Origin of the sequence: Paenalkalicoccus suaedae, assembly GCF_006965545.2 — a bacterium.
GTDB classification, from domain to species: Bacteria; Bacillota; Bacilli; order Bacillales; family Salisediminibacteriaceae; genus Paenalkalicoccus; species Paenalkalicoccus suaedae.
On sequence record NZ_CP041372.2, the window covers coordinates 1,762,316 to 1,785,070 of the forward strand.

At 42.4% G+C, this 22,755-nt stretch carries 19 protein-coding genes and 1 riboswitch; of the genes, 12 read left to right on the forward strand and 7 right to left on the reverse strand.

All coding sequences use genetic code 11. The features are described from left to right. Positions 1–3: 3 nt before the first annotated feature. Together FLK61_RS09480 and FLK61_RS09485 are read left to right on the forward strand one after the other, a co-directional pair. A complete protein-coding gene (locus FLK61_RS09480; RefSeq protein ID WP_176009228.1) occupies positions 4–1,152 on the forward strand; it encodes an exonuclease SbcCD subunit D in 1,149 nt (382 codons plus the stop codon). Then, a complete protein-coding gene (locus FLK61_RS09485; RefSeq protein ID WP_176009229.1) occupies positions 1,149–4,445 on the forward strand; it encodes an SbcC/MukB-like Walker B domain-containing protein in 3,297 nt (1,098 codons plus the stop codon). The genes FLK61_RS09480 and FLK61_RS09485 overlap by 4 nt, the downstream gene beginning before the upstream one ends. Positions 4,446–4,684: 239 nt before the next feature. Here FLK61_RS09485 and FLK61_RS09490 read toward each other — a convergent pair whose 3' ends face one another. The 4 genes from FLK61_RS09490 to FLK61_RS09505 are packed head-to-tail and all read right to left on the reverse strand — an operon-like array spanning position 4,685 to position 8,577. Then, positions 4,685–5,503, reverse strand: a complete 819-nt coding sequence (locus FLK61_RS09490; protein ID WP_176009230.1) for a MetQ/NlpA family ABC transporter substrate-binding protein — start codon at positions 5,501–5,503, stop codon at positions 4,685–4,687. 14 nt (positions 5,504–5,517) lie between these two features. Then, on the reverse strand, positions 5,518–6,180 hold the full coding sequence (locus FLK61_RS09495) for a methionine ABC transporter permease (RefSeq protein ID WP_430708804.1): 663 nt from the start codon (positions 6,178–6,180) through the stop codon (positions 5,518–5,520). Further along, positions 6,146–7,180, reverse strand: coding sequence for a methionine ABC transporter ATP-binding protein (locus FLK61_RS09500; RefSeq protein ID WP_176009232.1), 1,035 nt, complete (start codon positions 7,178–7,180; stop codon positions 6,146–6,148). Before FLK61_RS09500 ends, FLK61_RS09495 begins: the two co-directional genes overlap by 35 nt. 11 nt (positions 7,181–7,191) lie before the next feature. After that, complete coding sequence (locus FLK61_RS09505; RefSeq protein WP_176009233.1) at positions 7,192–8,577, reverse strand: LLM class flavin-dependent oxidoreductase; 1,386 nt, start codon at positions 8,575–8,577, stop codon at positions 7,192–7,194. A gap of 85 nt (positions 8,578–8,662) precedes the next feature. Beyond that, positions 8,663–8,764: riboswitch (SAM riboswitch) on the reverse strand. A 149-nt stretch (positions 8,765–8,913) separates the two neighbouring features. Here FLK61_RS09505 and FLK61_RS09510 point away from each other — a divergent pair. Then, the gene (locus tag FLK61_RS09510) at positions 8,914–10,041 is read left to right on the forward strand and encodes an acyl-CoA dehydrogenase family protein (RefSeq protein ID WP_176009234.1); all 1,128 of its coding nucleotides are present in this window, start codon (positions 8,914–8,916) and stop codon (positions 10,039–10,041) included. A 372-nt stretch (positions 10,042–10,413) separates the two neighbouring features. Here FLK61_RS09510 and FLK61_RS09515 read toward each other — a convergent pair whose 3' ends face one another. Next, positions 10,414–12,018: an ABC-F family ATP-binding cassette domain-containing protein gene (locus tag FLK61_RS09515; protein WP_176009235.1), complete on the reverse strand. Its 1,605-nt coding sequence runs from the start codon at positions 12,016–12,018 to the stop codon at positions 10,414–10,416. Positions 12,019–12,170: 152 nt separating this feature from the next. Here FLK61_RS09515 and FLK61_RS09520 point away from each other — a divergent pair, with 152 nt between their 5' ends. The 4 genes from FLK61_RS09520 to FLK61_RS09535 all read left to right on the forward strand — a co-directional run bounded on the left by FLK61_RS09520 (position 12,171) and on the right by FLK61_RS09535 (position 16,742). Further along, positions 12,171–12,518, forward strand: a complete 348-nt coding sequence (locus FLK61_RS09520; protein ID WP_176009236.1) for a hypothetical protein — start codon at positions 12,171–12,173, stop codon at positions 12,516–12,518. Between the two features lie 493 nt (positions 12,519–13,011). Further along, positions 13,012–13,617, forward strand: a complete 606-nt coding sequence (locus FLK61_RS09525) for a hypothetical protein (RefSeq protein WP_176009237.1) — start codon at positions 13,012–13,014, stop codon at positions 13,615–13,617. A gap of 777 nt (positions 13,618–14,394) precedes the next feature. Then, the gene (locus tag FLK61_RS09530) at positions 14,395–15,330 is read left to right on the forward strand and encodes a hypothetical protein (protein ID WP_176009238.1); all 936 of its coding nucleotides are present in this window, start codon (positions 14,395–14,397) and stop codon (positions 15,328–15,330) included. A 215-nt stretch (positions 15,331–15,545) separates the two neighbouring features. After that, positions 15,546–16,742: a GTP-binding protein gene (locus tag FLK61_RS09535; protein WP_176009239.1), complete on the forward strand. Its 1,197-nt coding sequence runs from the start codon at positions 15,546–15,548 to the stop codon at positions 16,740–16,742. Between the two features lie 61 nt (positions 16,743–16,803). Here FLK61_RS09535 and FLK61_RS09540 read toward each other — a convergent pair whose 3' ends face one another. Continuing rightward, complete coding sequence (locus FLK61_RS09540) at positions 16,804–17,319, reverse strand: hypothetical protein (protein WP_176009240.1); 516 nt, start codon at positions 17,317–17,319, stop codon at positions 16,804–16,806. 137 nt (positions 17,320–17,456) lie between these two features. Here FLK61_RS09540 and FLK61_RS09545 point away from each other — a divergent pair, with 137 nt between their 5' ends. The 3 genes from FLK61_RS09545 to FLK61_RS09555 all read left to right on the forward strand — a co-directional run bounded on the left by FLK61_RS09545 (position 17,457) and on the right by FLK61_RS09555 (position 20,349). Then, the gene (locus tag FLK61_RS09545) at positions 17,457–18,509 is read left to right on the forward strand and encodes a C45 family autoproteolytic acyltransferase/hydrolase (protein ID WP_249777730.1); all 1,053 of its coding nucleotides are present in this window, start codon (positions 17,457–17,459) and stop codon (positions 18,507–18,509) included. Positions 18,510–18,526: 17 nt separating this feature from the next. Continuing rightward, positions 18,527–19,741: an NADH:flavin oxidoreductase/NADH oxidase family protein gene (locus FLK61_RS09550; protein WP_176009242.1), complete on the forward strand. Its 1,215-nt coding sequence runs from the start codon at positions 18,527–18,529 to the stop codon at positions 19,739–19,741. An 80-nt stretch (positions 19,742–19,821) separates the two neighbouring features. Then, the gene (locus tag FLK61_RS09555; RefSeq protein WP_176009243.1) at positions 19,822–20,349 is read left to right on the forward strand and encodes a GrpB family protein; all 528 of its coding nucleotides are present in this window, start codon (positions 19,822–19,824) and stop codon (positions 20,347–20,349) included. Between the two features lie 372 nt (positions 20,350–20,721). On the opposite strand, the gene FLK61_RS09560 is transcribed toward FLK61_RS09555, so the two are convergent. Then, entirely contained in the window at positions 20,722–21,555 is an 834-nt protein-coding gene (locus FLK61_RS09560) for an alpha/beta hydrolase (protein WP_176009244.1), read from the reverse strand. Positions 21,556–21,680: 125 nt separating this feature from the next. Between FLK61_RS09560 and FLK61_RS09565 the strand changes: the two genes are divergently transcribed. Together FLK61_RS09565 and FLK61_RS09570 are read left to right on the forward strand one after the other, a co-directional pair. After that, the gene (locus tag FLK61_RS09565; RefSeq protein WP_176009245.1) at positions 21,681–22,103 is read left to right on the forward strand and encodes an organic hydroperoxide resistance protein; all 423 of its coding nucleotides are present in this window, start codon (positions 21,681–21,683) and stop codon (positions 22,101–22,103) included. A 198-nt stretch (positions 22,104–22,301) separates the two neighbouring features. Beyond that, positions 22,302–22,724 carry a hypothetical protein gene (locus tag FLK61_RS09570; RefSeq protein ID WP_176009246.1) on the forward strand — a complete coding sequence of 141 codons (423 nt, stop codon included), beginning with the start codon at positions 22,302–22,304 and terminating at the stop codon, positions 22,722–22,724. The last annotated feature ends 31 nt before the right edge of the window (positions 22,725–22,755 follow it).

Sequence of the window (22,755 nt, forward strand, 5' to 3'; positions counted from 1 at the left end):
ACGGTGAGGTTACTTCATACTGCTGATTGGCATATAGGGAAAACGATTGAGGGGCGCGACCGCTTAGCGGAGCATGCAGCTTTTTTTATGGAGCTCAAAGAGATTTGTAAAGACGAAAAGATTGATGCGATCCTCATGGCAGGAGACGTATTTGATACGGTTAATCCGCCTGCAAAGGGTGAGGAGCTCTTTTATGAGAGTATGGCGAGACTATCTGATAACGGTGAACTGCCGATTATTCTAATAGCTGGTAATCACGATCATCCAGAGCGTTTATCGGCGGCGAAGCAGATTATGAGTAGTCAGCACATTTATGTGCGAGGACTTCCGTCGCTTGAGCCAATATATGTACCTGTTAAGGATTCATTATTACAGGTAGCGGCACTGCCTTATCCGTCGGAGTCCCGTCTTAAAACGCATTTATCCGAGTCGATCGATGAGCTGGCTCTTAGGGATGCCTACGACGAAAAAATTGCCGATATATTCTCTCATTTGACGAAGGATTTTACCTCCAGGCATGTACAGGTGACCATGAGTCATCTGTTTGTTGCAGGGGGTGCTTCAACAGAATCAGAGCGTCCGATAGAGGTTGGAGGAGCGTATACTGTAAGGCGCTCACAGCTACCAACAAACGTTCAGTATAATGCGTTAGGTCATTTACATCGACCTCAAACCTTAAAAACAGAAGTCCCAAGTCGCTATGCAGGCTCTCCATTAGCCTTTAGCTTTCAGGAGGCAGGCTTCACCAAATCCGTCACGGTTATTGATGTTGAACCAGGACAAACGGCAACGATAAAAGAAATCCCACTATCATCAGGTCGACCCCTAGTGAAGTGGAAGCTAGATGGTATTCAAGATGTCTTCACTAAGATAGAAGCAAAAGATGACGCATCTGCATGGATTGAGCTTAGTGTTAATTTGACAGATGCAATGTCAATGGAGCAGTTACAAAAGATTCGCACGGAGTATCCTCAGATCGTCACGATTCGACCGGTTTATCAAGCGACGGAGGAAGAAGAGATACAGCGTGAAAAGCTATCGATTGATCAGCTATTCGAACAGTTCTACGCCCGGCAAACAGGTGGAGCAACGCCAGATCCTGATCTGACTCAATTATTTATGGAGATAATTGAAGAGGAGGACCATTCATGAGACCATTGACACTTACGATACGTGGATTACATAGCTTTAGAGAAGAGCAAACAGTCGATTTCGAGTACCTTTGCGAGGGGGGCGTATTTGGTATATTTGGACCGACCGGGAGTGGTAAATCGACGATCCTCGATGCTATGACATTAGCACTTTACGGGAAAGTCGAGCGAGCGCCTAGTAATACGCAGGGCATTTTACACCATGGAGAAAACCAGCTAGCTGTCTCTTTAACGTTTTCGCTCGGTTCCAATACGTATAAGGTGGAACGAACGTATAAACGCCAAAAGGAGGACCGTTTAGTTGGAGCTACAGCGCGACTTGTTCATGTCTCTGACGAAACAATTGTTCTTGCTGATAAAGCAACGGATGTAACAGCGCATGTACAAGATTTATTAGGTCTGTCAAACGATGATTTTACTCGTGCCGTTGTGTTGCCGCAGGGGAAGTTTGCTGAATTTTTATCATTAAAGGGAACAGAACGTCGTTTAATGCTTCAACGTTTGTTTCACCTAGAGAAGTACGGAGACGAGTTGAATCGTAAGCTTCGTTCTAAACTATCGCACGAAAAATCTCAGATTGAATTAATTGAGCGTGAACAACAAGGATTAGGTGAGATCTCAGAGGAGCTAATGAAGGAAAAGCAGCAGGAGCTTCATCTAGCTGTTGCTAATCGCGACAAGACGCAAGAGCAACTCGCGAAGCAAGAGGGGCAAGTTAGTAACGTTCAGAAGAAAAGAACACTGTCTGTAGAGCTTGAGAATTTACAGGAAGAGCAGAGAGTACAAATAGAAAAAGAGCAGGATATGCTTGTGCTTAAGAAGGAGTTAGACACTTCTAAAGAAGCAAATCAGTATAAGGACCTTGTTGCAGCTCTGTTGAAAGAAACGGCAGCACTGTCTGATATGGTGCAAACGGAAGCCAAGATGAAGGAAGTATCAAAGCGGCACCGTGAAGAATACAAGCAAGCTGCGGAAGCTTTTAAACGAGCAGAAATAGAAAAAGAACAAGAGGTTCCTCTAAAGGTATTACTTGCAAAGCTTGTTGAAGTCGAGCAAATAGAGAAAGAGCTCGTCGCTAAAAAACGAAAGCTAACGGATGTCGAGCAAGAAAAGAAACATAGTGAAAGCCATGCCCGTGAGCTATCAGAACAGCTGGAGAAGAAAAAGAAGGATGAAGAGAAGTACAGACAGGCGCAAAACTCCTTTAAAGAGAAAATTGCTGATTTGAGAAATGCCGTTACTAATCGTAAGGAAATTGAAGCGGCCTATGAGGCTAGCCTGCCAATCTCTATGCAGGAGAAACAGGTCAATCAGTTGCGTCGGGATATACCGACTGCTGTTACTACTACAGGTGAAAAAGTGAAGCAGGCAGAGACCGTACTAGAAGAGAAAAAGCTGGAATCGCGCAATATATCCGCTAAACTACAGTATTGGTACGATGGCGTAAAAATGATGAAGCGACAGCTAGATGACGTGATGGAAACGTACAAAGCAGAGAAAAAAGAACACGAGCTTTTGCACGCAGTGGCTCTTGTGCAATCGAACTTAGTTGAAGGAGAGGCGTGTCCTGTTTGTGGATCTCATGAGCATCATATCAGACAAGAAAAAGATCATTTTCGGTCCGATGAGCGTCTTGACCAAGACTACTCTTCTGAATTATCGCAGCTGACGGAACTTTCTTGGTCTCTCGAACAGCTATCCAATTCGCTCCCTTATCATAGCGAAGAAGCGGATTCTTACGCACATAACGAGATTCATTATGGAAGTGATACGTTTAAGGAGGATTGGGCTAGCTTTATAGCTAGTTTAGAGGCAAAGCTTACAACAGTGCGAGGTGTCTTAGAGAAAGGACAGGCTTTTGTACGCTCATACACGGAGTTTATTAATGAGCACAAGCAGCTCGAGACTGCCTATGACTATGAGCAAAAGGAACTGCTTCAAAAGAAAACAGAGGCAAAAGAGAAAGAAGTAGAGTGGGAGAAGATGCTTGCGGAATGGAAGAGCACGTATCCAGCATTTTCTGTCGAGTCGATTGGAGAGGAAAGAGATAGGCTCAGAGAGAAGCAGGAGCAGGTAGACTTTCTCCAGGCGAGGTTAGATAAAAGTCACCAAGCCATTGATGATGTCGCGAAAGAAAAAACGGCGATAACAGAGGAGCTTCAACAGGCAAATCGTCGTCAATTGGAAGCGGAGCAGGCGGTAAAAGAGCTTGATGGTGCGATTAAATCTGCTGAAGAAAACATTTATTCTGTTACGAGCGGCAAGGATCTATCGGCGTACAAGGAAGAAACACAGCAGTCTCTATCTCAATTAGAACGAGCATTTAAACAAGCTTATGAGCGATCTGAAATGGCAAAAAAGGCGCTACAGGAGACGACCAGTAAACTTGCTACCATAGACGCAAGAAGGCAGGATATCGAAGAAAGACTATCCGAGCTTAAAGAAAAATGGGAGGTAGCGGAGACGTCGCTTTCGATAGAGGATGTGCAACGGCACGCGAAGGAAGCTCAGGATATTCGCGAGCTAGAAGCAACCCTCCGAGCATTCGATGAGCAAGTGAATCAAGTAAAGGGGCGAATTCAGTCGCTACTTGATGAGCTCGAGGGTGGGCCTGTGACAGAAGAGGAATTAAAGCTAGAGGTTGAAAAGCAAAAGGATCTTCGTGATCAGGCTGGTGAAGAAAGAGAGCGAGTCGGTGCAATAACTGAGGTCATTAAGCAAATGGAAGCTCGGCTTGAACGATACCGTGAGCTCGAGGGTCAAAAGGGTACTCATGGTGAGCTTGTAGAGAAGCTATCAAAGCTTGATAAAGTCTTTAGAGGAAAAGAGTTTGTCGAGTTTATTGCAGAGGAACAGCTCCATACGATTAGCCAAATAGCGACTGATCGCTTAAAGCAGTTAACGCGCGGACGCTACGCATTAGAGGTCGATTCCTCCGGTGGATTTATCATGAGGGACGATGTGAATGGTGGTGTAAAGCGCTCTGTTACAACACTTTCTGGTGGAGAAACATTTTTAACGTCTTTAGCATTAGCACTAGCATTATCGACGTCCATCCAGCTCAACGGTCAGCATGCGTTAGAATTCTTCTTTTTAGATGAAGGGTTTGGTACACTTGATCCTGATTTATTGGAAACGGTGATTCATGCACTCGAGAAGCTGCATACGGATCGCTTAAGCGTTGGCGTTATTTCCCACGTGCCAGAGCTTAGAGAACGATTACCGAGAAAGTTAATCGTGACTCCTGGTGAGGCATCAGGAAGAGGGACGACAGTTAAGTTAGAGGAGATGTAGGGGATTTGGTTGAATGTGCGGGGAAGATGCGGAGAGTTGCGGAGAGTTGGGGGATTCCGCGCAAGTTGGAGAGCGAACTGCGCAAGTTTACCGTGCGATTGCGCGAAAAGGAGCAGGAATCGCGTGAAAATGCTAGTGAATCACACGCACTTAACGTATCTTCACATGTTACGCGACTCATCTACCTCTATAACAAAAAAGCCCCAATCACAGAGGTGATTGGGGCTTTTCTCTAACAATTACTCGTTCATCCAGTCTGGATGGTGGAAGCCTTGGAAGTCGGATTCGATTACTTCCCTAAATTCATCGGATTCTACTGCGGCAATGATGTCTTTCACGAACTGTTCGTCAGCTCGCTCTTCTGTGACTACAACTCGGTTGATGATATCAGCTGGTATCTCATCTCTAAATAGTGCTGTTGTTAGGTCGAAGCCTGCAGAGATGGCAAAGTTACCATTAACTGCTGCAAGCTCCACCGAATCTAACGTTCTTGGTAGCTGCGCGGCCTCTACAGGATGAAAATTCAGATCAAGTGGATTATCCTTTACATCATTTTCTGTCACACGAAGGGGATCGGCAGAGTCATCAATCTCAATTAATCCATTATCTCTTAAAACAGTTAAACCGCGGGCTAGATTGGTTGGATCATTAGCTAGTGCTACTGTGCTGCCGGGCTCGATGTCGTCAATGGAATCGTAGACATTGGAATAAACGCCGATCGGTGCTGTTGGAACGGTTATGACGTCGTGCAGCTCGAGACTATGTTCTTCAGCGAACGCCTCCATATACACGAGGTGCTGGAATAGGTTGGCGTCTAAGTCGCCGCGGTCAAGTGACAAGTTTGGTTGAATATAATCCGTGAATTCGGTGATGGTAACCTCGTAGCCGAGGTCCTCTAAATACGGCTTTACGCCGGCCTCTAACATATCGCTGTAAGGAATAGTCGCGCCTAGTGTTAATTCCCCGTATTCATTTGACGCCTCTGATTCGTCCGATCCACAGGCTGCTAGTAAAGAAAATGTAGCAACAGTTGGTAAAAGTAGTAGTGATTTTTTCATCCATAATCGCTCCCTTAATATTTTTTAGATATACGCTTCGCAAATCGATCTCCACCAAACTGGATAAGTTGGACAAGAAGAACGAGTAAGATAATCGTTGTGAACATGATGACATTATCATAACGGTAGTAGCCGTATCGGATCGCTAGGTCACCAACGCCACCTCCACCAATCGTGCCAGCCATCGCAGAATAACTAATTAAGCTGACAGCGGTTATCGTGAGACCAGTAATGAGAGTTGGCGTCATTTCAGGTAAAATAATGTCTCGGATGATAAGCCATGGAGAGGCGCCGGTTGCAACAGCTGCTTCAATGACGCCAGGATCAATGTCACGAGCGGCGCTCTCCACGATGCGAGCGTAAAAAGGAATCGCTGCAACGGATAGGGCGACGGATGCAGCTACTGGACCAATCGTTGTCCCTAGTAAAAAGTGCGTAAATGGGATTAAAAATACTAACAGAATGATAAAAGGAATAGACCTAATTAAGTTAACAACCACGCCAGCACCTTGGCGCACCCAAGAGTTTTCTAAGATTAGCCCTCGATCCGTCACATAAAGCAGAATCCCAAGAGGTAACCCTAAAAAGAAGGCGGCTGAGAGAGAAATACCGACCATTAATAATGTTTCAAGGAAAGCTGCGTTAAGCTCTGGCAAAAGCTGTAGAATCGAGTCCATTCGCAATCACCTCCGTTTTACTTACCTGATTTTCTAAATACGTCACAGCTCGACGAATCTCATGCGCATCACCTTGAAGCTCCATAATGAATACGCCAAGCGGCTTATCTTGGATATACTCGACCTTCCCGTGCAAAATATTCCCCTTTACTTTAAAGGTTTGAAGCATCGTCGAGACGATTGCCTCAGAGGCTAAATGGCCTCTAAAGGTTAATTTAATGACATGACCTGTTAATTCATTCACAAGCTTTTCTGGGAGAGAAAAATGTAGAACGGTATCAATGAAGGAGGCTGTTAGCTCCTCTTTAGGATTGGCAAAGACGTCGTAGGTGTTCCCAGACTCAATGATTTGCCCACGCTCCATAATCACACACGTATCACAAATCTCTTTTACTACTTCCACCTCATGCGTAATAAGGACGATCGTTAACTGGAGCTTTTGATTCAACTCTTTTAATAGAGCTAAAATAGACTGCGTCGTTTTTGGATCAAGGGCAGAGGTTGCCTCGTCGCAAAGTAAAATACTTGGATCGTTAGCAAGAGCTCTCGCAATACTCACACGCTGCTTTTGTCCACCACTTAGCTGACTGGGGTAGGCGTTCTCTTTATCTGCAAGACCAACGAGCGCAAGAAGCTCTCGAATACGCTGTTTGCGTAGCTTTTTCTCGTAGCCACTAGCTTTAAGCGCAAAATTAACGATTTGAGAAACAGATCTTGAGCTTGGTAGATTAAAATGCTGAAAAATCATGCCGATTGATTGTCGCGTTTTTCGAAGCTCGCTTTTGGATAACGTATGTAGCTCTACGCCATCTATAGATACTTCGCCGCTTGATGGTACTTCTAAATAATTTAAGCAACGTAGTAACGTACTTTTACCTGCACCGCTGTAGCCGACGATCCCACAGATGGAGCCCTTCTCAATGCGGAGGCTCACGTCATCGACTGCTACGATATCATTCTTATCCCCGTACTTTTTAGTCACGTGATCTAGCTGTATCATATCGCTCCTCCTTAGCTTAATGCCTGTTCGTGTTTAAATGATTTTGCGCGGTGAGTATCAGGAAGCTTGTTTCCTAGGTGAGGAAATAGCTTTTTTCTAAACGTGCCCTCCGCGTAATCCTGTTTGTAAATTCCTGAAGCCTGCAGTTTTGGCACGACTAATGAGACAAAATCCTCGAGGTCACTTGGAGTAACAAAGTGATTTAAATTAAATCCGTCGACATCGGACTCAGTAAAGAGCGTCTGTATTTCGGCTGCAACATGATCAGGGTCCCCTACGATAACTTGATTAGTAATACCATCGAAGCGTTTTAATGCTTCGCCAACTGTCAGAGCCTTTGCGTTATCCTTCGTTAAGGTGGCAGCTTTATAGTGACCACCCTCAGTTGGTTTATCATAGCTAAAAATATCATCGGGATCTTTGTCTTCGAATTCTGCGATGTCATAGCCACTAGCGCCAAACTGCGCTTTAGCGGCTAGCGAACTCCAGTGCTGATTATATTCCTCTAGCTTTTGCTCGGCATCCACTTTGGATTCTGCAACAATGACAGACAAGAACGAGAAGATAAGTACGTCCTCGCGCTTTCGTCCATGAGCTTCGACGCGCGTTTTTAAATCTGCTACGAGCTCTTTAACTTTAGCCGGAGTCGGCCCACCGACAAAAATACATTCTGCGTGCTTCGCGGCAAAGTCTCGACCACGGGCAGAAGTGCCAGCCTGGAATAAGACAGGTGTTCGTTGCAGAGATGGCTCTGACAAGTGAGGACCCTCAACCTTAAAGTAAGGACCTTCATGATTAATTTCGTGCACCTTATCAGGATCAATGTACACATCGGCTTGACGATCGTTCACAATCGCATCATCCTCCCAGCTCGTTTCCCAAAGCTTATAGGAGGTGTCTAAATAATCGTCCGCAATATCGTAGCGCTCATCGTGCTTGATCAGACCCTCAAGTCCGAAGTTTCTTGCTGCATTGGGCAAGTAGGAGGTGACGATATTCCATGCAACGCGACCATTTGTTAAATGATCGAGCGTAGAGAATCGTCTTGCGTTTGAAAATGGGTGCTCGTAGGTAGTGCTAACGGTGACGGCAAAGGAAAGGTGTTTCGTGACCGATGCCATTGCTGAAACTAGGAGGGCAGGGTCATTTATAGGTACTTGCATCGCTTGTTTGATGGATGGTGCTTTACTTTGTTGGTACACATCATAAACGCCAACGACGTCTGCAAAAAAGATAGCGTCAAACTTTCCTTTTTCGAGTAGTTTAGCAAGATCTGTCCAATAGGAAATATCTTTATAGCTATCTTGACGTTTGTTCTCAGGGTGCTTCCATAACCCGTGAGAATTATGCATCGCACTATTCATGTCAAACGCGTTTAGTCGTAATTGTTTTGTCATTGTGTGTTGGCCTCCTAAAATAAAATAAAAATGCGCCTGCCTTTTTCATCATGAAAAAAGCAGGCGCATTTACGCAGATCCGCTTTTCTCATCTTCCAGGCAATACGCCTGCTGGAATTGGCACGCCGCAAAGTTGCACGCTGCCGAGGTATCAAAGGGCCAGTCCCTCCACCTCTCTGGATAAGAAAAAATTGGGTTTTTTATGAAGTTGATGGTGTTCACTTTACTCTCACATCTCCGATCTGTCAACAGGGTTTTTCAAAATAGTTTGTCATTGACAGAATTTTCTTCGTCACGTACTATTAGTCTCATTCAACTCGAATAGGGGGCATAATCATGTCGATCAAAACGACTCAACTTATAGAAGAGGCACACATATTAAAAGAAAAATTTGCAGATCGAGCAGCATTTTACGATGAATCTGCGATGCTACCTGAAGAAAATATACGTGATTTAAAGAATGCATTCTTTTTGTCCATGACAGTGTCAGAGAGGGTAGGTGGCCATGGGTTAACGTTAGTACCAATGCTTGAAATTTTGACGACGCTAGCTGAAGGGGACGCGCCAACAGCTCTCTCCTTCGGATGGCATGCTGGCTACTGTTTAGAATTATCGGAGGATAGTATTTCTCCTAAGACAGAGAAGTTACTTACGACGATCGCCAAAGAGCAGGTGCTACTTAATCTCGCCCAAACGGAGAAGGCAACTGGGAGCCCAGCAAGAGGAGGTGCGCCTACTGTTAGTGCTGCGAGGCGTGACTCAGGGTGGGTCATTAATGGAACCAAAACGTTTACCTCATTCGCCAAAGCATTAGACTACGCGGTGATTTCTGCAACCGTTAAGGAGACAGGAGAGAAGGGCTTTTTTGTCATCGATATGACAAAACCTGGCGTAACGATTGAGGAGACGTGGGATAGTGTTAGTATGCGCGCGACGAGAAGCGACGATTTGGTGTTGACGGACGTTTTCGTAGAGGAAGATGCGTTACTTAAAACGGAGGCTTTAACGAGTCCTAAACCGCGCGGATGGTACCTACTCGTTCCGGCTGTATATTTAGGAGTCGCTAAGGCTGCGCGAGCGTATGCGAAAGAGTTTGCTAATTCTTATCAGCCTTCAACGTTGCCACATCCTATCGCAGAAGTTCCAGAAGTCCAGCGTAAGTTCGGAGAGATCGAGCTTGCTTTGTTTGAGGCAGAGACCTTACTTCATGCTACTGCGAGAAAATGGGAGGAGACAGATCTTCAATCTAGAGATGATCTTCGCGGCGACTTAGGAGCTACTAAAAAAATTGTTACGGAGAAAGCGAATATCATCGTGGATTTGGCTATGAAGGTCGTAGGTGCAAAAAGCTTATCTCAAAGCTGTCCTTTACAACGACATTTTAGAGATGTCCGAGCAGGTCTTCACAATCCGCCAGCAGAAGATTTAGTGATCAGTCAATTAGGTAAAAATATATTAAAATAGTTTTAAAGAGGGTAGAAGCTAGTTTGATGGCTTCTATCTTTTTTTGTGAAGGTAAAAGAATTTGGTCATTAGATGTTAGGTGTTTTAGCGTGAGGAAGGAAGATATTCGCGCGGGTGTAGATGAGAGTCACTTGCAGTTGAGATAACATGCCGCTCGATTCGGTTGTCTGGTTACCGAATCGCATTTTCGGATAACCAAAGGGGGAAAGCGGATAATCGAAAGGTAAAAGCGGATAATCAAAGCAATTCACCAATTAATCGCTCCTCGTTTCGAATTAACCACTTGATATTCATCACAAAGTTTGGACAAAATAATCTTTCTGTCCACATACAAAAACCCGTCTCCAATTAGGAGACGGGCCAAATGGTAACTTACTTCGTCGTTTGTAGCTTTGAAGCAACGTACTCATCATACGTCATTTCTTTATCGATAACACCTTCATCTTGAATATCGATGATGCGATTTGCAATCGACTGGTTGAACTGGTGGTCATGAGAAGCAAACATTAACACACCTTTAAACTGGATAAGTCCATTGTTAAGTGCTGTAATGGACTCTAAGTCTAAGTGGTTTGTTGGCTCGTCTAGTAGAAGTACGTTAGATCCGCTTAGCATCATCTTAGAGAGCATGCAACGTACTTTTTCTCCCCCAGATAAAACGCTTGGGCTCTTTTTCGCTTCTTCACCAGAGAAGAGCATACGTCCTAAGAAGCCACGAATGAAGCTTTCAGACTGATCTTCTGGTGAATAAGGGCGTAGCCAATCAATAAGAGAAGGATCATTCGAATTCTCGAAGAACTCACTGTTATCCTTCGGGAAGTAAGATTGAGTCGTTGTTAGACCCCACTTAAAGCTTCCGCTATCTGGCTCTACTTCACCCATTAAAATTTGCATGAGTAGCGTTTTCGCTTGTTCGTTAGAACCAACTAAAGCGACTTTGTCTTCGCGGTTTAAACTAAAGCTCACATTATTTAAAAGCTGCTTTCCGTCAACCGTTTTAGAAATGTTCTCAACAACTAATACGTCATTCCCAATTTCGCGTTCTGGTTTAAACGCAATATATGGGTATTTACGAGATGAAGGACGAATGTCTTCAAGCTCAATTTTATCAAGGAGCTTTTTACGAGAAGTCGCCTGTTTCGATTTCGAAGCGTTTGCCGAGAATCGTGCAACAAAGGACTTAAGCTCATCAATTTTTTCTTCCTTCTTTTTATTACGCTCCTGAGCCATCTTTTGAGCAAGTTGACTAGACTCGTACCAGAAGTCATAGTTACCAACGTAAATCTGGATTTTACTAAAGTCTAAATCGGCAATGTGCGTACATACGTTATTTAAAAAGTGTCTATCGTGAGAAACTACAATAACAGTATTTTCGAAAGAAGCAAGGAAATCCTCGAGCCACGTGATGGCTTCGATATCAAGTCCGTTTGTAGGCTCATCGAGTAAAAGAACGTCAGGACTACCGAATAGCGCTTGAGCTAAAAGGACTTTTACCTTTTGCCCCTCTGTAAGCTCAGACATTTTTGCTTGGTGAAGCTCATCCGCAATGCCAAGTCCTTGGAGAAGAACCGCAGCGTCAGATTCTGCTTCGTACCCGTTCATTTCAGCAAATTCACCTTCAAGCTCAGCGGCACGCATACCGTCTTCATCTGAGAAATCTGGCTTCATGTAAATGGCATCTTTTTCCTTCATCACTTCATACAGTCGCTCGTGACCGATCATGACCGTATCTAGAACAACTTCATCCTCATAGGCAAAGTGATCCTGCTTTAAAACAGCTAATCGTTCGTTTTTACCTAAAGAAACATTTCCTGTTTGTGGCTCTAACTCACCAGAAAGAATTTTTAGAAACGTGGATTTCCCCGCGCCGTTTGCACCAATCAATCCGTAACAGTTACCTGGATTAAATTTAATATTTACCTCTTCAAAAAGCTTTTTATCGCCAAAGCGAAGGCTTACATCAGTTGCTTGTAACATAATTTATTCAACCTCTTCCTATAGACATACTGCATGGATTATACCATTACTAACGCCAAAATCATATAGCAAATAAAATTTGCATGATTGTAGGTTCTATCTTTTAAATAGCATACATATACATATCGGTAGTGGGAAAGGGGAGGTCAGTCATGCAATCAGATAGCTTGTTTCATAGCGTTACTACTCTATTAAAGGATTTATACAATGATGAGGAAAGATGCTACTACCATACAAATGATAACTCACATAAGGAGTGTTCTCATGAATTAAGACAGATGATTTTGTTTTTAACCTCTATAGAACCAGAGCGTTCTTTTCATGTTACTAAACCGATGAGTGAAAAAGAGCAGCGACTTATGCTGTATGATTACGAGCGAGTATGTGAGCTTATGTTTCATCCAGAGCTTAAAGATAGGCTTTTTACAATGGTTGAAAAGAAAAAATTTCAGTCAAATAGTGCCCAGATTTTTCATTTTGCACTAAGTATGGTACAATAGAATTTGTGTCATGCTAATTAAGTGTTTAACGCATCATGCGTGCAGGGAGACTTATTTAGACACGAGTAATTTTTAAGATTAGGTAAAACAGATCCGTATAGGACGATCATTATATATATTAGTTTGATTTAGGTCCCACATGCGCTTCCTCTCACGGAAGTGACCCACAAACATTCGTGTTATCCGAAAATCCACCTTTTAAGTCACCCATGCGAAACCTCTATTATCTATTAACCCAACCGTTTGATTTTTTCGCCCACGCTTTTTAAGGTTGCGCAAAAATCACGTATGTAGAAAGTTGCCGTTTTCCCTGTATTTATTAGAATTAGTGGGAGTCATTCTTTTAGTTAATTACTATATAATGATTACACCCATTTGTTAGGAAAGAAAAAAAGTTTATCCGCATACGTTTCGTTTGGCGAAATAGAGGAAATAGTATGGTGGAGAGACTAGTTGCGACATCATTCGCAGAAAAAGAAAAGAGTGATGCAGAATGTATAGTAAATTATATGAAAATAGTGAGGCGACTATCATGAATCCTGAATTGAAGGAAACAATGGTCCGCTTTATCGAATCCGTGTCGAGAGAAGATTTAAACAGTTCTTGGCACCATTTCGCCCTATTAGTAGAAGATAAATCATCCGTGATTGATGAAGATAATATGATTATAAAAACGCGTGGCTTCCAGCTTTATTATAAAGATAAGCTTTCTTATGAAGGTGTCATCTGCTGGAGCTACCCAGAAGAAACAGAAAGTCATAAAATCGAAGCTACCTTGTCGGTTCGTTTGGATAAAGTACAAACGTCGACTGGTTTAGCAGAAACTACTAAGTTTCAATATGATGTTAATTTAGTTCCGACAATTCGGAACAACGATGAGGTAGTACGACTTGAAGAATTACCTCTACCAAACTATTTAACTGCTTATGATCAGCAACGAATCCAACTACTTCTTTCAAAATGGGGACTTGATACGCCAATCTCCCTATCCATGGAATACTATGAGCAAGAGGATATTGATTTCCTCGCGCAAAAGTTAGTTAGCATGACAATCTTATTACAGGCAGCTTCTAAAAAGTATCATGAAGTAAAGATGTAATAAATGAAAAGACCGAGACAAAGCGATTATGCTGTCTCGGTCTTTTTTGTGTGGGGAGGTGGTGAGAATAATGGCTCGCGATTATCCGAAGACGAGGTAACATTATCCGCATTTCTTGTTCGATTATCCGAAAACGAGGTACCATTATCCACTTTTCGTGTTCGATTATCCGGAAGTGAGGTAACATTATCCGCTTTTCGTGTTTGATTATCCGGAAATGAGGTAACATTATCCACTTTTCGTGTTCGATTATCCGGAAGCGAGGTAACATTATCCACTTTTCGTGTTCGATTATCCGGAAATGAGGTAACATTATCCACTTTTCGTGTTCGATTATCCGAAAACGAGGTATCATTATCCGCTTTTCGTGTTTGATTATCCGAAAACGAGGTAACGTTATCCGGTTTTCGTGTTCGATTATCCAAAAACGAGGTAACGTTATCCGGTTTTCGTGTTCGATTATCCGAAAACGAGGTACCATTATCCGGTTTTACGCATTCATTATCCGAAAGCTCCTAACTTATAACCTTGACACTTTACGTGTTCACGTTTCTTCATTATGAACATGGATACACGTCAACGCTTATAATAGATCGTTCCTCAATGGGAGCGAACATCGCTACCTTTTCTCATAGATAAGAGAAGCTCCCTACTACTGTAGTCAAGAAGGTTAAAATTTGGTACGATTTCAAAAGAGTTACTTACATAATAGGTAGAAACATTTGAGCGTTTTTACACGTATATTAGAGTAGGAATATTAAAGGGGGACGTACCGACGTGAAGAGCTTAAACGAAGAACTATTTGAAGTGAAGGAAAAACAGCGCTTAAAGACGAAGTGGCAGGATCACTCGGATCGACTGCTTGAAAGTATGCAAAAAAAGAAAGCAATTGCTCGCGAGCTTAAACTTGAGCTGTATGAAAAAGAAGAAGACGTAGAAAATTTACGCACGTTTACGGTAGGAGCTGTGATGGCTACGATTCTTGGCAACAAACAAGAAAAAATGACCGAACGTGAAGAAGTGTTGGCAAAAAGTAAGCTTCGGTATCAAGATGCTTTGCAAGCAGTAGAGGAGTTAGAAAAAGAAAAGCAAATGTATGATGAGCATTTAGAGACAGTTCGTTACGCAGATGCAGAGTATCGCGATATTTTAAAGCGTAAAGAAGAGTTAATTCTTAACACAGACTCTGTATGGAGCGAACAATTATTTCGTGCGACCGAAAAAGAAGTAGAGCTTCACGGTGCCATGCAAGAAGTGAATGAAGCAATTGAGGCCGGTGAAGATGCCTATTACTCTTTAAGAGATGCATCCGCATCGCTTGAAAAAGCATCCAATTGGTCGAAGGTAGATATGTTTGGCGGTGGCATGGTGACAACGTATATCAAGCATAGTCATATTGATGACTCAAAAAATGCAACTCACCGAGCAGAGCGCAGACTGCGTCAATTTAATGAAGAATTGCAGGATGTAAAAAACCACTTCAACATTCACGTGACTATTGGAGAAGGCCTAACCTTTGCAGACTATTTCTTCGATAACATTTTTGTCGATTTCGCTGTGCATCAAAAAATATCTTCCTCATCGGAGTCGATCTCAAGCACAATGAGCGATGTATCACGTATCGTCAACGAACTTAAAAGCACTCGTCAATCCTTGCAGCGCGAGCTAGACGAGATTTCTAAAGAGCGCATTCAGATTTTAGAAAATTCGTAAGGGACCGACCATTATTAGATTCAGCATGATATATGTAGATGAACAGAGCCTAAACACAGGGCTCTGTTTTTTTTAACTTTATATTCATAAAATTAGTCTTAAAGCTGGCTGGCAGCTCGGAGAGCTAAAAACGCTTTCCCCATATTTTCTTGACAGAAAAGGAAAGCTCTATTAGTATCTAAATAGTAATTATTACGATTTGAACAATAGAGGGAGTGGCACGTGTGATTCCAGTAACGGTACTTAGTGGATTTTTAGGATCTGGTAAAACAACATTGCTACAGCATATTTTAACCGAGACGCATGGTAAAAAAATTGCTGTTATTGTTAATGATATGAGTGAAATTAATGTAGATGGAGATATTTTAAAAAAGCACGGTATTTCACGAACAGATGAGAAGCTTGTAGAAATGTCGAATGGGTGCATTTGCTGTACGCTTCGAGAAGATCTTTTATTAGAAGTAGAAAAACTTGCGGCGGATAAAGAGTTAGACGCTATTGTCATTGAATCATCAGGCATCTCAGAGCCGGTACCAGTGGCCCAAACCTTTAGCTATATTGATGAGGAAACGGGTGTAGATTTAACAAAGACGTGTCGATTAGATACGATGGTAACGGTAGTTGATGCGAATCGCTTTTGGAAGGATTTTAAATCAGGTGAAAGCTTGATGGATCGCAAGCAAGAGGCGAATGAAGACGATGATCGCGATATTGCTGATCTATTAATTGATCAGATTGAATTTTGTGACGTTCTAATAGTGAACAAGCAATCGATGCTTGAGCAACAAGAGTTAGATAAGTTAACGGATTTACTTCGTAAGCTTCAGCCAGACGCGGAGCTCTATATGACAGATTATTCTAAAGTAGAAGTAGAGCGATTAATTGATACAAAAAAATTCAATTTTGATAAAGCAAGTATGTCAGCTGGATGGTTGAAGGAGTTAGAGCTTGAAGATCATACTCCTGAGACAGAGGAATATGGAATTTCCTCTTTTGTCTACAGACGTGAGCGACCATTTCACTCTGAGCGCTTTTTTGAGTGGGGCAATCAGTTCCCAGAGGAGGTACTTCGTGCGAAAGGAATCGTTTGGTGTGCGACGAGAAACGACTTAGCCCTGTTACTTTCTCAGGCGGGAAGTAGTGTCGCACTTGATCCCGTATCTTTTTGGGTAGCTTCATTATCTAAAGAGACGCAAGAAGCGTATTTAACAGAAGATCCAGATCTAAAAAAAGAATGGCGAGAGGATATTGGTGACCGTAAAACAGAGCTTGTATTCATAGGAGCAGCCATGGACCGAGAGACAATTGTCAAAGAGTTAGATGAATGTTTATTAACAGATGAGGAGTTTGAGGCTGATTGGAAGAAGCTTCACGACCCGTTCCCATGGGAAGAGCAAGCACCACCAAAATAGAAAGAACAGTAAAAAGGATAGAAGAACGAGGGAGCACATCCCCTTCGTTCTTCTATCCATTTTAATTAGCAGCCCACTTTAAATGGCCTTCTTTATTTCGATAGTCGACGTGTACATCAAACTCGTGCTTTTCGTAAAAATGAATGAGCCGGTCCACGTGATCCCAGTCTCTCTCAGCAAGCTTGCCTTCAATTTTGGGGACATTTTGATCGATGGCATATTGCTTTAAAAAGCTCACTAAAACAGAGCCCATGCCCGCATTCGGCTCACCGCGAATATCATCTATATGAATACTTTCTGATTTGTAAGTTGCGTGAATAGATGCATCCCAACTTCCTCGGAATGCTTTTTGACAGCTCGCAGCCATCAATCTACACACTTCTCCGTCATCCTGAGAGTAAATAATGAACCACTCATCGTGCTTAGACGTATCAATGCCTATAATATCTCCATGTTTTGCAACTTCCATCATGTTTTGTTGCATACGTAAAAGCTGGAATTCCTGATCTTCTAATTCTTCGATTCGCTCTTCTGTCGTCTTTTCCGGCGCGCTAAACGCCGAGAGGGCAGATGTCACGTGTAAAACTCCCTTCTTATTTATACTCACAAGTTCATTATTTTAAAGGAAACATTGGAGAATTTCAACCGAGACAGTTTAGTTTCATCTCCCTCTTTTCTTCCGTATACTTAGGGGCAGGAGTGATGCAGGTGAACATGCAAATAGAAGTAATCGAAGCAAAGGGAGATGCGTATTCGTTTGGTTTACTACAAGCGCAAAAGTTAAAAGAAACTCCCTTATTTATGAAGCATACAAATAGAAGAAAAAAATCAATACGTAAATATGATACTGATCTAGCAGAATCTAAAGCCTGGATGAAAGAACTTAGTCCAGTACTATGGGAAGAGCTTGAAGGACTAGCAGATGGCTTAGAATGGAGAATCCAAGACGTTATTCACGAGTATGGTGGCTACCAGCAAAACTGGGTCAAATCCGGATGTAGCGCTATTATGAATAATGGTGCTTACGGGCGTAACTATGATTATCATCCCAAAACGTATGATGGGCGATTTGTTTTATGGCAACCATCAAAAGGATTTGCACACGTTGGCTTCGCGCAACGAATTATAGGTCGGATGGATGGAATGAATGAGCATGGACTTGCGATTGGTTACCACTTCGTTAATCGACTCAAGCCTCAGGATGGCTTCATTTGTTGTTCGATTGCGCGCTTTATTTTAGATTCCTGTAAAAACGTGAAAGAAGCAGTAGATGTGTTAACGTCATTACCGCATCGACACGCCTTTAACTATTCGTTAACCGATAAATCGGGTAGGCATGCAGTGGTAGAGGGATCAGGTCAAGGTGCCATCGAGCTTAAACAGCATGACGATGTATGCTCTAATCATTTTCGCCTCGAAAAAAAGCAGGGAGAAAATCGACGCATCTTAGATGAATCAAAAAATCGCCTCGAACGATTAAAGCAGCTTAGGGCTACTAATCCTGAGCCTTTACAGCTGTTAGACTACTTAAACAATACGGAATATGGAATTGGTAAAACAGAGTATAAAAACTGGTCAGGCACAATTCATTCAGCTGTATATGACACGAAGAATTTAACCGTTTATGCCGGCGTTGGGGTCAATGGAAAGGCAATTAAGGTACCGTTTGGGGACTGGTTAAAGGGAGAGCGCTATGGCGTTCGCAAATTTAGAGGGAAATTAGGCGAGATACTAGGAGCCGATCACTTAGAAGAACGTTTAGGATAATCGAATGGAGGTCTTTGATGACACAGCTAAAAACGTCTTATCAGCATGGCAATGTAACGAGTAAAAACCGCTTTTTCAAATCAGCAATGAGCGAAGGGCTCGGCACGAAGGACGGTTTACCCGATAAACGACTTGAGACACTTTATCGCACGTGGGCAAATGGTGGAGCAGGGATCTTGGTCACGGGAAATGTGATGATTGATAAACGATATTTAGGCGAGCCTCGCAACGTCATATTAGAGGATGATAGACATTTGCATGCCTTTAAGCGCTGGGCTCAGGCTGGGACCGAGAACAATACAGAGCTATGGATGCAGGTGAACCATCCTGGTAAACAGGTGTTTAAAGGAGTAGCTGATGAGGCACTTGCTCCTTCTGCGATATTATTAGATTCCCCGATCGAAGCATTTTTGGCACGTCCAAGGGAAATGTCCGAAGCGGAGATCGAAGACGTAATTGCACGATTTGCCGAAACGAGCTTTCTTGCTAAACAAGCAGGCTTCACTGGCGTTCAAATTCACGGCGCTCACGGCTATTTAATTAGTCAATTTTTATCTGCGCGACATAATAAACGAGAGGACCAGTGGGGAGGACCAATTGAGAATCGCATGCGTTTGTTAATTCGCGTGTACGAGGCAATTCGAGAAAAGGTCGGAGCTGATTTCCCGATTGGTGTGAAAATAAATAGCGCAGACTTTCAACGCGATTCTTTCTCGGAGGAAGAGAGTCTGCAAGTGATTCGCAAGCTTGATGAGATAGGTATTGATCACGTGGAGATTTCTGGTGGGACGTATGAACGACCAGCGATGACAGGCATGAAGCAGTCAACGAAAGAGCGCGAGGCTTACTTTTTACAGTTCGCTTCTTTGATTCGAGAGACAATGCAAGTGCCCCTTGCTGTCACGGGCGGATTTCGCTCTCTAAGCGGCATGAATCAAGCGCTAGGTGACGGAGTGACCGATTTTATCGGCATAGCGCGACCACTCGTCGTTTATCCAAACCTTCCTCACGATCTTATGTATGGAGGAAAAGAGTCGATTGAGCTAACTCGCAAAAAGACAGGCATCCCATTCGTAGATGATAAAGCCATGTTAGAGCTTACGTGGTATAGTCAGCAATTAGGTTATTTAGCAAAGGGTAAGCAGACAAAGCCCGACCAATCCGCGTACGCGTCTTTAGTGAAGACTATTGTCAAAAACGGAACGGAAGTGTTTCAAAAACGAAGAGGATAAGGATAAATGTGGCAGGGGCTTCGGGCTCCTGTTTTTTTATGTTACGATAGAATCTCAATAGAAGGGAGATGTTTACTTTTATGGGAGAACTAAATAAACAAGTTATAGTAATGGAGCATCGTGAAGAGTGGCAGCGTGATTTTGAGAATGCGAAGGAACAGATTAGTAAAGCAACTGGCATCCATGCAATTGAGCATATAGGGAGCACAGCCTTACAGGATATTGTTGCAAAGCCTATCATCGACATACTAGTAGGGATAGAAAATATAGAAGAAGTGGACGAGAAGTTATTTAAACAGTTCAAAGAAGTGGGCTTCTATCGATTAAGAGTGAAGCGTCCTAATGAGATCGTCCTTGCAGCTTTTGAAGACGAGACGTTGCAAGTTAAAACCCACTTTGTACATCTAGTTACCTATGAAGGCGAGCTCTGGAAGGATCTTCTCTTCTTTAGAGATACGCTACGTAATAATCGTGACCTACGTTTAACGTACGAAACGATCAAGAAGGATAGCATGGCTATTGAAGGGATGGAGATAGGAGAGTATACAAATCGAAAAGAGGCTTTTGTGAAAGGTATTTATGCGATGCGGCGTGAAGGTAATAAGTAGAAGGGTGCGGTCATTAGTGGCTTACTTGCGGTCAATAACGGCAAGTTGGCGATCAATAGTAGACATCGTCCGGTCAATAGTAGAAGGTGCGGTCAATAGTGAAGCTCGATCGGTCAATAGCAAAAGGTGCGATCAATAACGACAGGTTGGCGTTCAATAGCAGCCCTCTCACGGTCAATAGTGACACGCTCCCAATCAACAGCCGAACCAACAAATATTTATCAGCGCAACTGGCGCAGCACCATTATCATTAACACTCTATTACTACATACTCAACGTCAAAATTACTTGAGACTTCGCTTTCTATCTAAATATAAAAGGCTGGACTCCGGAATCACTTCCGGCCAGCCTCTCTATTCAAAACTTTACACATTACCCCGCATACTTTTTCACCGTTTCCAAAAGCTCCTTGCTACTTAAAATGCTATTATGATCCGCACCTTCAGCAATTGTCACGTCTCTTCCGACAGAGCTAGTCCAATACGTCGTTAGGAGCTCGGGATGAACAATTTGATCAAATCTGCCAACTAATACGGTGGAATGATCTAATGGAACAGAAGGTATTTTAGCCGGATTCTCGATAAAGCGAGAGATCATGAGTCTAAAGCTCAGTTTTTTAACCGAGGTTTTTGAATTTACATCATAAGGCACCTTGCGATGAGGGATTTCAACAACTGTTGTTGTGTGGAACAATGGTAGCTTTAGTCGATCTAAAATGCCTATTGCCATGACCTTATTATAATATACCGTGTACGTCATGTCTTCTGGTCGATCCTGCTCTTCCTCTTTATAAAACGTATTTAAAGCTGGATGGAAGAATGGGGCGGTGAAGATGGTGTGCTTTAATCGCGTGTCATTATACGTAGACAAATATCTTAATAAGTTACCAGAGCCCATTGAGTGACCGATTGCGATGACATTCGTGTAGCGGTTATATAAATACGTTAATAGGTCGTGAATATCGGAGTCAAATTGACCTTTCTTTTTTAAATCTCCAACTGGAGCATCATCATAACCTCTTAAAATAGGCATATAACAGTCTACGTTCGCTTTTTCAGAAATAATGGTAGAGGCCGTATCCCATGCATCCATCTCACTCGTAACGCCATGAATACATAGCACGGCGGTGTTAGTAAATTCTTTCGCCTGTTTATAGTAAAGGGGTAGGCTCTTTTTATCTGAGTATTTAAAGGTAATATCTCTCATATGTGACCTCCATCTCTGAGTTATATTGAGTATAACGTGCGTCATCTAAAATACAAAATGGTTTAACTTATCAAAAAAACGTGAATAGGAGATAATGTACTAACAATTAGAGGAGTGAATAATTCATGGCAGACGTAGTATTTTCAACAAAAGCAACAGCAAATGGTGGCCGCGAAGGTCACGTAAAATCAGATAATGGTGTAATTGATGTAAAGCTTCAAATGCCAAAGGGAAATGATATTCCTCAAGATGCATCAAACCCAGAGCAACTATTCGCAGCAGGGTATTCTTCTTGCTACGATGGCGCATTAAACCTAATGGCATCAAAAAGCAAAAAGGATATTAGCTCAACAACTACTGCAGAAGTAAGCCTCATTAAAGATGAATCCGATGGTGGATTTAAAATTGGTGTCGTGCTTCACGTAGACGTTAAAGGAGTTTCACAAGAGGAAGCAGAAGAGTTAGCGCACAAAGCGCACGAATTCTGCCCGTACTCAAAAGCAACACGAGGCAATATCGACTTAGAGTTAAAAGTAACTGGTGAATAATAGATAGTTTAAAGCTGGTACAGATCATACAATGGTCTGTGCCAGCTTTTTTAAGTGTACGTTTTTATAATGCGAGATTATCATAGTACTAATAGATCAATATTTTGAATAATGAATGGATAGATAGCTTCAATTAATGAATAAAAAATAGGAGCGGATCTTAAATAATAATATTATATGAAGGGAGATGTTTAATAGATGACTAAGATTGATTTAACTATTTACACCTCAAAACAATTTAATTCTCAAGACATAGCAGAAAAATTCGTAGAACTATTAGAGAAATATAACTTGGTTCCTGAAAAATTGGGTACCTTTGAACCATTAAAAGTAGCTTACTCCCCAGATACATTTATACAACTATGGACAGATGAATCGGACGGTTGCTATGAGGAAGGAGTAGGGATGGTTGGTAAAGCTGGCATATTACTCGCTAAATCGAAAAATCCACCTTATCACTTTGGTATGACTTGGTGGAATTGTCCCAATATGCCCAAGATTAATCATATTGGGTTCATATTCGCAATTAAAACATTTAGAAGTTTCGAGAAGCAAATAGTGAATTTATTTAAAGAATTAATTGTTTATTTGATGCTTTATATGCGTACATCACTCACTTGACCCCATTAGACCGTCAGCATGTAACAGGTAC

Coding starts and splice junctions, on each gene's coding strand:
- FLK61_RS09485 (WP_176009229.1), top strand. CDS start 1,149: ATGAGACCATTGACACTTACGATACGTGGATTACATAGCTTTAGAGAA.
- FLK61_RS09490 (WP_176009230.1), bottom strand. CDS start 5,503: ATGAAAAAATCACTACTACTTTTACCAACTGTTGCTACATTTTCTTTA.
- FLK61_RS09495 (WP_430708804.1), bottom strand. CDS start 6,180: ATGGACTCGATTCTACAGCTTTTGCCAGAGCTTAACGCAGCTTTCCTT.
- FLK61_RS09500 (WP_176009232.1), bottom strand. CDS start 7,180: ATGATACAGCTAGATCACGTGACTAAAAAGTACGGGGATAAGAATGAT.
- FLK61_RS09505 (WP_176009233.1), bottom strand. CDS start 8,577: ATGACAAAACAATTACGACTAAACGCGTTTGACATGAATAGTGCGATG.
- FLK61_RS09510 (WP_176009234.1), top strand. CDS start 8,914: ATGTCGATCAAAACGACTCAACTTATAGAAGAGGCACACATATTAAAA.
- FLK61_RS09515 (WP_176009235.1), bottom strand. CDS start 12,018: ATGTTACAAGCAACTGATGTAAGCCTTCGCTTTGGCGATAAAAAGCTT.
- FLK61_RS09520 (WP_176009236.1), top strand. CDS start 12,171: ATGCAATCAGATAGCTTGTTTCATAGCGTTACTACTCTATTAAAGGAT.
- FLK61_RS09525 (WP_176009237.1), top strand. CDS start 13,012: ATGTATAGTAAATTATATGAAAATAGTGAGGCGACTATCATGAATCCT.
- FLK61_RS09545 (WP_249777730.1), top strand. CDS start 17,457: ATGCAAATAGAAGTAATCGAAGCAAAGGGAGATGCGTATTCGTTTGGT.
- FLK61_RS09550 (WP_176009242.1), top strand. CDS start 18,527: ATGACACAGCTAAAAACGTCTTATCAGCATGGCAATGTAACGAGTAAA.
- FLK61_RS09555 (WP_176009243.1), top strand. CDS start 19,822: ATGGGAGAACTAAATAAACAAGTTATAGTAATGGAGCATCGTGAAGAG.
- FLK61_RS09560 (WP_176009244.1), bottom strand. CDS start 21,555: ATGAGAGATATTACCTTTAAATACTCAGATAAAAAGAGCCTACCCCTT.
- FLK61_RS09565 (WP_176009245.1), top strand. CDS start 21,681: ATGGCAGACGTAGTATTTTCAACAAAAGCAACAGCAAATGGTGGCCGC.
- FLK61_RS09570 (WP_176009246.1), top strand. CDS start 22,302: ATGACTAAGATTGATTTAACTATTTACACCTCAAAACAATTTAATTCT.